The sequence below is a fragment of the Streptomyces sp. NPDC102360 genome, from assembly GCF_044766085.1.
Taxonomy (GTDB): domain Bacteria; phylum Actinomycetota; class Actinomycetes; order Streptomycetales; family Streptomycetaceae; genus Streptomyces.
Genome location: NZ_JBIWLG010000011.1, coordinates 275,181 through 286,115, shown reverse-complemented (window position 1 = coordinate 286,115; position 10,935 = coordinate 275,181). Strand labels below are relative to the sequence as shown.

11 protein-coding genes and 1 rRNA gene are annotated in these 10,935 nt (G+C 69.4%); 9 read left to right on the top strand and 3 right to left on the bottom strand.

Going from position 1 to position 10,935, the window contains the following annotated elements:
* The 9 genes from rrf to ACIRHA_RS34210 all read left to right on the top strand — a co-directional run.
* A 5S ribosomal RNA gene (gene rrf, locus ACIRHA_RS34250) occupies positions 1 to 87 on the top strand; the annotation flags it as partial.
* Between the two features lie 88 nt (positions 88 to 175).
* Positions 176 to 820 carry an HAD family hydrolase gene (locus ACIRHA_RS34245; RefSeq protein WP_403853972.1) on the top strand — a complete coding sequence of 215 codons (645 nt, stop codon included), beginning with the start codon at positions 176 to 178 and terminating at the stop codon, positions 818 to 820.
* A gap of 104 nt (positions 821 to 924) precedes the next feature.
* Complete coding sequence (locus ACIRHA_RS34240; RefSeq protein ID WP_403853942.1) at positions 925 to 2,178, top strand: MFS transporter; 1,254 nt, start codon at positions 925 to 927, stop codon at positions 2,176 to 2,178.
* Positions 2,129 to 3,304, top strand: coding sequence for an acetoin utilization protein AcuC (locus ACIRHA_RS34235; protein ID WP_403853940.1), 1,176 nt, complete (start codon positions 2,129 to 2,131; stop codon positions 3,302 to 3,304). Before ACIRHA_RS34240 ends, ACIRHA_RS34235 begins: the two co-directional genes overlap by 50 nt.
* Before the next feature lie 192 nt (positions 3,305 to 3,496).
* Entirely contained in the window at positions 3,497 to 4,312 is an 816-nt protein-coding gene (locus ACIRHA_RS34230) for a phosphatase (protein WP_403853938.1), read from the top strand.
* A 129-nt stretch (positions 4,313 to 4,441) separates the two neighbouring features.
* Positions 4,442 to 4,651, top strand: a complete 210-nt coding sequence (locus ACIRHA_RS34225; RefSeq protein WP_403853936.1) for a helix-turn-helix domain-containing protein — start codon at positions 4,442 to 4,444, stop codon at positions 4,649 to 4,651.
* Positions 4,652 to 4,801: 150 nt separating this feature from the next.
* The gene (locus tag ACIRHA_RS34220; RefSeq protein ID WP_003948845.1) at positions 4,802 to 4,900 is read left to right on the top strand and encodes a 30S ribosomal protein bS22; all 99 of its coding nucleotides are present in this window, start codon (positions 4,802 to 4,804) and stop codon (positions 4,898 to 4,900) included.
* A gap of 231 nt (positions 4,901 to 5,131) precedes the next feature.
* Complete coding sequence (locus tag ACIRHA_RS34215) at positions 5,132 to 6,208, top strand: NAD-dependent epimerase/dehydratase family protein (protein ID WP_403853934.1); 1,077 nt, start codon at positions 5,132 to 5,134, stop codon at positions 6,206 to 6,208.
* 14 nt (positions 6,209 to 6,222) lie between these two features.
* Positions 6,223 to 7,272 (top strand): lysophospholipid acyltransferase family protein, encoded by a 1,050-nt coding sequence (locus tag ACIRHA_RS34210; protein ID WP_403853932.1) that lies wholly within the window; start codon positions 6,223 to 6,225, stop codon positions 7,270 to 7,272.
* A gap of 68 nt (positions 7,273 to 7,340) precedes the next feature.
* Here ACIRHA_RS34210 and ACIRHA_RS34205 read toward each other — a convergent pair whose 3' ends face one another.
* The 3 genes from ACIRHA_RS34205 to ACIRHA_RS34195 form a co-directional block, all read right to left on the bottom strand.
* Complete coding sequence (locus tag ACIRHA_RS34205) at positions 7,341 to 8,567, bottom strand: DUF5667 domain-containing protein (protein WP_403853930.1); 1,227 nt, start codon at positions 8,565 to 8,567, stop codon at positions 7,341 to 7,343.
* Positions 8,568 to 8,829: 262 nt separating this feature from the next.
* Positions 8,830 to 9,654, bottom strand: coding sequence for an ECF subfamily RNA polymerase sigma factor, BldN family (locus ACIRHA_RS34200; RefSeq protein ID WP_403853928.1), 825 nt, complete (start codon positions 9,652 to 9,654; stop codon positions 8,830 to 8,832).
* A 303-nt stretch (positions 9,655 to 9,957) separates the two neighbouring features.
* Positions 9,958 to 10,905: an HAD family hydrolase gene (locus ACIRHA_RS34195; protein ID WP_403853970.1), complete on the bottom strand. Its 948-nt coding sequence runs from the start codon at positions 10,903 to 10,905 to the stop codon at positions 9,958 to 9,960.
* Between the last annotated feature and the right edge of the window lie 30 nt (positions 10,906 to 10,935).

The following is a 10,935-nucleotide window of genomic DNA, read 5'->3' as shown; positions in this document are numbered from 1 at the left end:
GGTTACATTCCGAACCCGGAAGCTAAGCCTCACAGCGCCGATGGTACTGCAGGGGGGACCCTGTGGGAGAGTAGGACGCCGCCGAACTAATTTTGGAGAAAAGCCCGGACCGGGATACGGTCCGGGCTTTTCTGCGTTTAGGGTCGAAGATATGGGCAATATGGGCAATATGGGCATGCGCTATGACCTCGTCATCTTCGACAACGACGGTGTACTCGTCGACAGTGAGCCGATCTCCAACACGCTCCTGGCCGGCTATCTCACCGAGCTCGGGCACCCGACCTCGTACGAGGAATCGCTGCGGGATTACATGGGGGCCGCAATGCACCGCGTGCACGACGTGGTCCTCGAGCGGACCGGGCAGCGGCTTCCCGAGGACTTCGACGACACGTTTCACGCGAGGGTGTTCGCGGCGTTCGAGAGGGAGCTGGAGCCGGTCGACGGTGTCGTCGAGGTGCTGGAGAAGCTGACCGCGGACGGAGTGCCGTACTGCGTCGCGTCCTCCGGGAGTCATGAGCGGATCCGCGTCGGGCACCGGAAGACCGGGCTCGACAAGTGGTTCGAGGATGAGCGGATCTTCAGCTCGCAGGATGTGGGGCGGGGAAAGCCGGCGCCCGACCTGTTTCTGTATGCCGCCGACCGGATGGGAGTTTCGCCCGAGAAGTGCCTGGTCGTCGAGGACAGTCCGCTCGGCGTGCAGGCCGCTGGCTCGGCCGGAATGGATGTGTACGGGTTCACCGCGATGACGCCGGCCGAGCGGCTCGACCGGGCCGATGAACTCTTCGACGACATGCGGGAGTTGCCCCGGCTGCTTGACTGATGTCGGCTGAGATCGCGGCTGGGATCTCGGCCGAGGTCACGGTCGGCCCATGGTTTTGTGATCCATCTACCCACGGGTAAGGCGTCGGCCTACGCTGTGCCGCCATGACCGATGGCACAGCCGGGGCGACCGGCACGGCGGGTGGGCGGATGCGGTGGGGGCGCGCGACGCTGGGGTTGAGCTTCTTCGCGCAGGGCGCCGCCTTTGCGCTGCTCGTGACCCGGATCCCCGCCATTCAGGACCAGTACGGGATATCCGACGCGCTGCTGCCCGTGTTCCTGGCCGCCGTGCCCGTGCTCGCCGGGGTCGGGAGCGTGGTCACCGAGCAGTTGGTGAAGAGGGTGCGGCCCAGCTGGGTGCTGCGGTGGTCGCAGCCCGTCGTACTGCTGGCGCTGCTCGGCGTCGGGGCCGGGGACTCGGTGGCCGAAGTGGCCGTGGCGCTCGCCGCGTTCGGGCTGGCCGTGGGAGCGCTGGACGCCTCGATGAACATGCTCGGTGTCAGCCTGCAGCGGGCGTACGGGCGCAGCATCATGCTCGGTTTCCACGCCGCGTACAGCCTCGGCGGGATCGTCGGGGCGTCGCTCGCCTGGGTCGGGGCGCACTGGGATCTGACGTTGTTCGTGTCGTATCTGCCGGTGGTGTGCGCGCTGTTGCCGCTCTGTCTCGTGGCGAGCCGGTGGTACGTGGACGGGCGGGCGGCAGGCGGGGAGGAGGCCGCGCGCGAGCAGGGGCAGGGCAGCGGGGTCGTCTTCAAGGTGCTGTTGCCGCTGTGCCTGGTGATGTCGTTCGCGTACATCGGGGACTCGACCGTCTCGAATTGGAGCGCGAAGTACCTCCAGGACGTGCTGGGTAGTTCGGAGCAGCTGTCCACGGTTCCGTACAACGTCTACATGGTGATGACGCTGGTGGGGCGGGCCGTCGGGGATGTGGGGGTGCGGCGGTTCGGGGCGGTGGCCGTGGTGCGGCTCGGGTCCGTTGTGGCGGCGGGTGGGTTCGGTGTGGTGGCTGTGGCGCCGGGAGCCTGGGTGGGGATGCTGGGCTTTACGTTGCTGGGGCTCGGGTTGTGCGTGATCGTGCCGCAGACCTTCGCCGCGGCGGGGCGGTTGTTCCCGAACGCGTCGGATGCGGCGATCGCGCGGCTCAATATCTTCAACTACGTGGGTTTTCTGATCGGTTCGCCGCTTGTGGGGGCTTTGGGGGACGCGTGGAGTTACCGCGGGGCGATGCTCGTACCGATGGTGTTGGTGCTGATGACGTTGGTGTACGCCCCATCGTTCCGGGAGCGGGACGACCGATACGGTGGCGGGCATGAGCGGCCGCGCGCAATTGATGTGGGACCCGGCGGTAGCGGGGTATGACTTCGGGCCCGGACACCCGATGGATCCGGTCAGACTTGATCTGACCCGGAGACTGGTGGACGCGTTCGGTCTCGACCGGGACATGGATGTCGTCGCGGCCAAGGCAGCCGGGGAGTCGACGCTGCGGCTCGTGCACCGCGAGGACTACGTGGAGGCGGTCAAGGCCGCGTCGCTCGATCCGGACGCCGCTGATCCGGCTTATGGGCTGGGGACGATGGACGATCCCGCCTTCGCCGGGATGCACGAGGTGTCCGCGCTGATCGCGGGGCAGTCGGTGGGGGCCGCGGAGAGTGTGTGGCGGGGGGACGCGCTGCACGCGGTGAACTTCTCGGGTGGCCTGCACCATGCGATGCCGGGGGCGGCGTCCGGGTTCTGCGTGTACAACGACGCGGCGCTGGCGATCGCGCGCCTCCTTGAGCTGGGCGCCGAGAGGGTCGTGTACGTGGATGTGGACGTGCATCACGGGGACGGCGTGCAGGCCGCGTTCTGGGAGGACCCGAGGGTCCTGACGATCTCGCTTCACGAGCATCCGCGTACGTTGTTCCCGCAGACCGGGTGGCCCGAGGAGACCGGGGCGGGCGGGGCCGCCGAGGGGACGGCCGTGAATGTGGCGTTGCCGGCGGGGACCGGGGATGCCGGGTGGCTGCGGGCGCTGCATGCGGTGGTGCCGGAGCTGTTGGCGGAGTTCCGGCCGCAGGTCCTTGTGACGCAGCACGGGGCCGATACGCACTTCGAGGATCCGCTGGCCCATCTCGCCGTGTCGTTGGACGCGCAGCGGGCCGTGCAGGTCGCCTGTCACGAGTGGGCGCACGAGTACGCCGACGGGCGGTGGGTGGCGCTCGGTGGGGGCGGGTACGCCGTGGTGGATGTCGTGCCGAGGTCGTGGACGCATCTGGTGGGGATCGCGGCGGGACGGGAGATCGCGCCCGAGTCGGTGATTCCTGACGGGTGGCGGCAGGAAGTGTTCGCGCGTACGCGGCAGTTGGCTCCGCAGCGGATGACGGATGGGCGGTGGCCCGTGTCGTATCAGGGGTGGGAGGCGGGGTACGACCCCGCGGACCGGCTCGACCAGGCGGTTCTGGCCACTCGTAAGGCGGCGTATCCGCTGCGGGGGCTGTTGCCGTAGGCGTTGGCCGTGGCGGAGGTCGTCGGTGGCGGTGCGCTGCACCGGGGTGCCGCCTTGCCCACCCTGCCGCCCAAGGCGGCAGATTGCCCAAGGCGGCGGTCCGGAGGTGGTGTGCGTTCCGGGTTACTCCGACCGTGGGGTGTTTGGGGAAAGTGGGGGCCCGGGTGGGGGCAATGGAGCAACATCACAAGGGTGTTGAGCGTCGGCGCCCTGCGCGCGCACCTGTTGGCGGCTCGGCTTGCCGGGCCCGTCGCGACCTCCCGTGAGGAGAGTCTGCGGAGCTACCGCCTGTTCGAGGCGCGGGATCCGCGCGTGATGCTCGGGCTCGACCCCGAGTGGGCGTGGGGGCACCGGGATCTGCTCGCGCTGATGGCGGACAAATGCGGGGTTTCCGGGGATCCGGGGCACCGCACGGGCCACGATGTCATCGATCCGGAACGGACCCTGGCCGCGCTCGACGCGTTTGCGGAGCGCCTCGGCCGAGCCGCCGAGAGCCGTTCCCCAGTGCTGTTCGGGACGGGTCATCCGCATCGACTGCTCGGTTTCTACGCCGCGTTGGCGGACGCCCTGTCGGCGGTGGGCTGCCCTGTCCTCACCCCCGCGCAGGGCCGGAGTGTCGACATAACGACCCGGTTCGGCCTACGCACGTACAACCTCGACTACGACCAGGGAGTCGCGTTGGTGCGGGAACCGGGCGCGTACCCGGTGCGAAGTGAGACCGGCGCGCACACCCACTCGCCACTCCCGGTTCGACTGGCGCTCGGTGCGCTCTCGGAGGCCGGCGAGCCGCTGCCCGAGCTGGTCATCGGGGACCACGGATGGGTCTGCGGTGCAGGTCAGTTGGGGTTCGACGCCATCGGTCTGGCCGATACGGACGATCCCGCCCTGTTCGTCGGTGAGGCTGAGGGACAGGTGTCCGTCGTCGTTCCACTTGATGACGCTGTGCGGTCTGATTACTACCGACCGCTTACTCGCTATGTACTCAATCGAGCGTGTCTGTCACAGTAGGCGGCCGATCGCTGCTCCTCTTCCCCACTCGCATCACCCGCCTCTACATTGGGGAGTGAGCACGCAACGACGTTGAGTCACCGGAAGGGGAAGCCGGTGGCCGTCGAGTGCGGAAGGTTCAGGTGTGTCATGGCTGCTGAGCAGAGGCCTCTATCCGAGGTGGCGTTCCTGACCGTGGCGGAGGTCGCCGCGGTGATGCGAGTGTCGAAGATGACCGTGTACCGCTTGGTGCACAGCGGTCATCTGCCCGCGATCCGGGTGGGGAGGTCCTTCCGAGTCCCGGAGAACGCGGTTCATGAGTACCTTCGTGACTCTTACGTGGGGGTGGACGCCGGCTGATCCACAGGGTCCTGAGGACCTCGATTTCTGCTCGGCGCTCGGGGCGGGGTAGGCTAGCCCCCCGTAGGTCGTGTGGGCCCCAATGCAGCCCCGCACCGAGTGATTGTCTCCGCAATGCGGGGGTTGTCCGAGAAGTGAGCGAGGGTAGTCGTGGGCTCTGTCATTAAGAAGCGGCGTAAGCGGATGGCGAAGAAGAAGCACCGCAAGCTGCTGAAGCGCACCCGCGTGCAGCGTCGCAACAAGAAGTAAGCGACAGCTGTTTTACAGCGCGCCTTGTGGCCCTTTCACCGTCCGGTGGGAGGGCCACATTGCGTTTTGGGCGTGGCCGTCGGATGTGGCCGTCGGATGTGGCTGTCGGATGTGGCTGTCGTCACTTCCTGCATCGAGCAGACATCACAGCGCAACATCGAACCGATAACGTGACCCGCAAGCAGTGATTGCGGAGCGCGGCGGGGCTGGGACGGAAGGTAGGCGCTGATCTTGGGCAAGGTCGTGCTCGTGACGGGGGTGGCCCGACAGCTGGGCGGCCGGTTCGTACGCAGGATCCAGCGGGACCCCGAGGTGGACCGGGTCATCGGCGTGGACGCGGTGCCGCCGGCGCACCATCTGGGCGGCGCCGACTTTCTTCAGGCCGACATCCGGCAGCCGACGATCGCGCGGGTGCTCGCCGAGTACGGCGTGGACACCGTCGTGCACATGGACGTGACGGGCACCCCGCTGGCCAGCGGTGGTCGCGGCGCGGTCAAGGAGACCAACGTCATCGGCACGATGCAGCTGCTGGGCGCGTGCCAGAAGGCGCCGAACGTGCGGCGCCTGGTGGTGAAGTCCAGTACGAACGTCTACGGCTCCGCGCCGCGCGACCCGGCCGTCTTCACGGAGACGACGCCGCCGAAGTCGCTGCCGAGCGGGGGCTTCGCCAAGGACACCGTCGAGGTCGAGGGGTATGTGCGCGGGTTCGCCCGGCGCCGCCCGGACGTCGCGGTGTGCGTGCTGCGCTTCGCCAACATCCTTGGTCCCACGGCGGATTCGCCGCTCGCCGAGTACTTCTCGCTGCCGGTCCTGCCGACCGTGTTCGGCTACGACCCGCGGCTGCAGTTCGTGCACGAGGACGACGTGATCGAGGTGCTGCGGATCGCCTCGCACGAGCCGGCCCGGGGAACGTTGAACAGCGGCACGTTCAATATCGCCGGTGACGGTGTGCTGCTGTTGTCGCAGTGCTCGCGGCGGCTCGGCCGGCCGACGGTCCCGGTCCTCCTTCCCGCGGTGACCTGGGTGGGCGGCGCGCTGCGTACGCTGGGGGCGACGGACTTCTCGCCCGAGCAGATCCGGCTGCTCACGCACGGACGGATGGTGTCCACGGCCCAGATGCGCGACACACTGGGCTTTGAACCCAAGTACACGACCGCGGAGGCCTTCGCGGAGTTCGTACGCGGCCGGGGCCCGGGACTGCTGCCGCCGCAGGCCCTCGCGGGGGCCGTCGACCGCATCGCCGCGCTGCCCTTCCTGGGCGGTGCCCGCACGGGCCCCGGCCACCCCCCGACGCAGAGCGCCAACTGAGGAGCGCATCAACGATGGCGGACGCCAAGGTCATTCCGTTCGACGACGACAGGTCGCGAGGGGCGGCGGCGAAGGGTGCCGCGCGCCGCGGCCGGGGGCCGGGGGGTGGTGCCCGGCGCAAGGGCGAACCCGTGGCCGTTCGGGAGGTGCGGCCGTTGCAGCAGCCACAGTCCGAACCGGAGCCCGAAGCGGGACCGCGGGAGCCGGCCGGGCCGCCGCAGGGCGGCGGCTGGGAGCGGAAGGTCGCGGGTGGGCTCGCGTTTCTGCGGCGGCGGATCACCGGGGACTACGACGTCGACGAGTTCGGCTACGACGAGGAGCTCACCGACCAGGTCCTGATGTCGCTGCTCCGGCCGGTCGCGGAGAAGTACTTCCGGGTCGAGGTGAAGGGCATCGAGAACATCCCGTCCGAGGGCGGGGCCCTGATCGTCTCCAACCACTCGGGGACGCTGCCGCTGGACGGCCTGATGATGCAGGTCGCCGTGCACGACAACCACCCGGAGAACCGGCACCTGCGGCTGCTCGCGGCCGACTTGGTGTTCATGCTGCCGGTGGTCAACGAACTGGCGCGCAAGGCCGGGCACACGCTGGCCTGCGCGGAGGACGCGCAGCGGCTGCTCGAGAGTGGTGAGCTGGTAGGCGTCATGCCGGAGGGGTTCAAGGGCGTCGGCAAGCCGTTCAGCGAGCGGTACAAGCTGCAGCGCTTCGGGCGGGGCGGCTTCGTGTCGACCGCGTTGCGCGCCGGCACGCCGATCGTGCCGTGCTCGATCGTCGGGGCGGAGGAGATCTACCCGATGGTCGGCAACGCCAAGACCATCGCCCGGCTCCTCGGCTTCCCGTACTTCCCGATCACGCCTACGTTCCCGTGGCTGGGGCCGCTCGGGGCGGTGCCGTTGCCGACGAAGTGGACGATTCAGTTCGGTGAGCCGATCCCGACGGACGGCTATCCGCCGGAGGCGGCGGAGGATCCGATGCTGATGTTCAACCTGACGGACCAGGTCCGCGAACAGATCCAGCACACGCTCTATAAATTGCTGGTGCAGCGGCGGTCGGTGTTTTTCTGAGTCGGTTTTTCTTCTGGACGCGGTCAGGGCCCGAGGCAAGCCTCGGGCCCTGACCGTTGCGCTGTGTGCTACTTCGCGTCCTCGCCGTCGACGCCCAGGCCAGGCAGCAGGCCCGGGAGCAGCGGGGGCACCGTCACGTCGGGCTTCGGGGAACCCGTGCCGGTGTTGGAGCCCGGGCTGTCGTCCGAGGGGCTCGGGCTCGTCCTGTCCTTCGGTGGGTCGAGGAGGCCGCCCGTGTTCTCGCCGAGCAGGCCCTCCTCGTCCTTGCCGGTGTCGGACGTGGACGGCTTCGGCTTCGTCGACGTCTTGTCGTCCTTGGAGGCGGAGTCGGACGGGGTGGAGCTGCCGGTGCCCGGCGTCCCCGGCGACATACCGTCCTGGCTGGTGCCCGGGCTCGTCGCGCCGCTCTTCTCGTCCGGGGTCCGCGGCAGCAGGGAGCGCAGCGGGCCGACCTCTTCGTCTATGGCGTCGAAGACCGAACTGACCTGGTCCCGTACGTCCCCGAGCTGGACCGGCAGGCGGTCGCTCAGGGTCGTCCAGCCCTGCCTGTGCGCGTCGGAGAAGGTGGAGAGGGCCTGGATCGGGCCGAGGGCGCCGTCGCGCTTGTACGCGTCGCTGAGCAGCCGGTGGCCCTCGGAGGCGTCGTACTGCACCCCGGAGAGCGCGCGCCTGACTTCACCCACGGACTCGTGGTCGAGCTGTCCCGTGCGGCCGCGCTCCATGAGCCGCCGCGCCTCGCTCAGCCGCGTCGACGCCTGGTCGAGGTAGGCCTGCCCCTTGTCGGAGTCGCTGTGCGCCATGCCCAGCTTGAGGTCCTCCATGCCGCGCTTGAGGCCGTAGAGGTGGTCGCCCGGCAGCGCGCCGGACGACGCTGCGGCGACCCCGCTGAACGCGCCCGCGGCCACACCGACCGTGAGCCCGCCCGCCGCGATGCCCTTGGTCAGGCGGGAGCGGGGCCGCAGCTTCCGCAGTGGACTCGCCCGGTGGGCGCCCTTGCCCTGGCGCTGCTTCGGTACGGAGGCGGCCGCGCCGCCCTCCTGGACCATGGCCTCCATGGCGGCGACGAGCTGCGCCCGCTGCACCACTTTGACCTCGGGATCGAACTCCGGCTTCGGCAGCTCGCCGAGAGCCGCGGCCAGGGACAGCAGCCCGCCCTCCTGGGCCGCCGCCGCATCGCTGCGCCGGGCGGCCGGTTCTTCTTCCGGTTGCTGCGCCGCCGGGTCCTGGTCGGACTGGTCCTCCAGGGCCTGGGCGAAGGCGTTCGCCCGCCGGTGTGCCGATACGTTCGCGATCACTGGCGGCACCTCCTCTCAATCATGACGGTCGACTCCCCAGGGGGTCCTGGGGTTGCACCCCCGGTCACGGATACACACCAACGAGTGAGTGCATCCTGGTCGGGAGTGACCACAGGGAGCCTGCATCCCGCACAACGAGCGGCTCGGTATTTGGGTTACGCGCGAAAGATGATCCGAGCGCAATCCCATCTGGCTTTCACCGTAGGTGAGTTGGGGACTGCGCTCGGTGACGGCCCCAGGGATGAAGAAGGGGCGCCCGGGCTCAGCGGGCGTCGTCCGGCAGAAGTCGCGCCAGGGTGCGCACGGCCCGGTACTGGAGGGTTTTGATCGCGCCCTCGTTCTTGCCCATCGCGCGAGCGGTCTCGGCGACGGACAAGCCCTGCAGGAAGCGCAGTGTGACGCACTCCTGCTGCTGCGGGTTGAGGCGGCGCACCGCGTCGAGCAGGGCCGCGTTGGAGAGGGACTCCAGGACCGAGTCCTCGGGGGAACGCTCCACCTCGTTCGCATCGAGCATTTCGCCCGTGGTCACTTCGAGGCGGAAGCGGCTCGACTTGAAGTGGTCCGCGACCAGGTTGCGCGCGATCGTGACCAGCCAGGCGCCGAAGTCGCGGCCCTGCCAGGTGAACGTGCCGATGCGGCGCAGCGCGCGCAGGAAGGTCTCGCTGGTGAGGTCCTCCGCTGTCGCCTTCCCGCCGACGCGGTAATAGATGTAGCGGTACACAGTGTCGCTGTACTGGTCGTAGAGCCGGCCGAACGCATCGGCCTCGCCCCCCTGGGCGCGCTCGACCAGGTCCATCATGCGGGCACTGTCGCTGTCGGCCGCGGGACGGCGGGCCGTAGGTGTGGCCGACCTGGCCGCGGTGCCCGAGGCGCCGGCGGACCCGGAGCGGGCCCGCCGACCTACGGAGGCCGCGGTCGAATCGGCCATGGCGAAACATGGCGAGGCAGGGGCGGGCACGGCCGACGCTGCCGCAGCGGCGAGGGCGGGGACGGCGTACGCGGTGGGGACGAAACCGCGCAAGCGGTCCACGACCGTCGCGTGCAGCGTTGCCAGGCCCGAGGCGTCAACCCCGACGTGTGGGTACACGGGACTCCCAGAGGCAGAGCTTCCATCACGTGCAGTGCGGGACCGTTCACCCGTCGTGCTGACGCGTGGGTACCGGTTTGCGTCTGAGGAGAATAACGCTTCGTGCAGGGAGCGCTACACCCAGTTGCTCAAATCACCGGTTACGTCACTTCTGTAGTCGCTCGACGGCGATTCAAGTACCAGAGAGTGACCACTTGTTGATCGATTACGTTCAAATTCCGGCTCTGGCGGTGACGTGTTGTGGCCGAGTGGTACCAGCGTGACTGGCTGGAGCCGGTCACGGGTAAGACGTTCGGAATGTCGTCAGCGGCGGCGACGGTGCAGCGCGATCGCCGCCGCCGTACCGCCCGCGACCGCGCCGACGCCGGCCGCGGCGGGGAGGCCGACCTTCGCGGCCTTGCGGCCCGTGCGGTAGTCCCGCAGCCGCCAGTCACGCTCGCGCGCGTACTTGCGCAGCTTCGTGTCCGGGTTGATCGCGTACGGGTGCCCGACGAGCGAGAGCATCGGGATGTCGTTGTGCGAGTCGCTGTACGCGGCGCAGCGGCCCAGCTCCAGGCCCTCGGCGGAGGCGAGCGCGCGGACCGCCTCGGCCTTCGCGGGGCCGTGCAGGGGCTCACCGACGAGCCGGCCGGTGTAGACGCCGCCGATGGACTCGGCGACCGTGCCGAGCGCGCCGGTCAGGCCGAGGCGGCGGGCGATGACCGTGGCGATCTCCACGGGCGCGGCCGTGACCAGCCAGACCTTCTGGCCCGCGTCCAGGTGGGCCTGGGCGAGGGCGCGGGTGCCGGGCCAGATCCGCTCCGCCAGGTACTCGTCGTAGATCTCCTCGCCGATGGACATCAGCTCGGAGACGCGGTGGCCCTTCACGATGGACAGGGCGCTGTTCTGCGCGTCCTGCATGTGCTCGGGGTCCTCGACGCCCGCCAGCCTGAACCACGCCTGCTGCCAGGCGAATCGGGTCAGCTCGCGGCGCTCGAAGAACTTCCGCTTGTAGAGGCCGCGGCCGAAGTGGAAGATCGCCGCGCCCTGCATCACGGTGTTGTCCAGGTCGAAGAAGGCGGCGGCCTTGTCGTCGCCCGCGACCGGGAACTCGGGTTCTCCCGTGTCCTGCGCGTGCTCGTCGACCAGGGACGCCTGATCCTCCAGCTCCTGGGAGGACTTGCGGGCGGCCTCGGCCGAAGCCTCGCCTGCCAGCACGCTCCGCGCGGTGGCGGAGCGCCTACGGGGTGTGAGCCATCCGAATCCAATCAGCGGCACGGAGTGCCTCCTACCGGGGTGGCG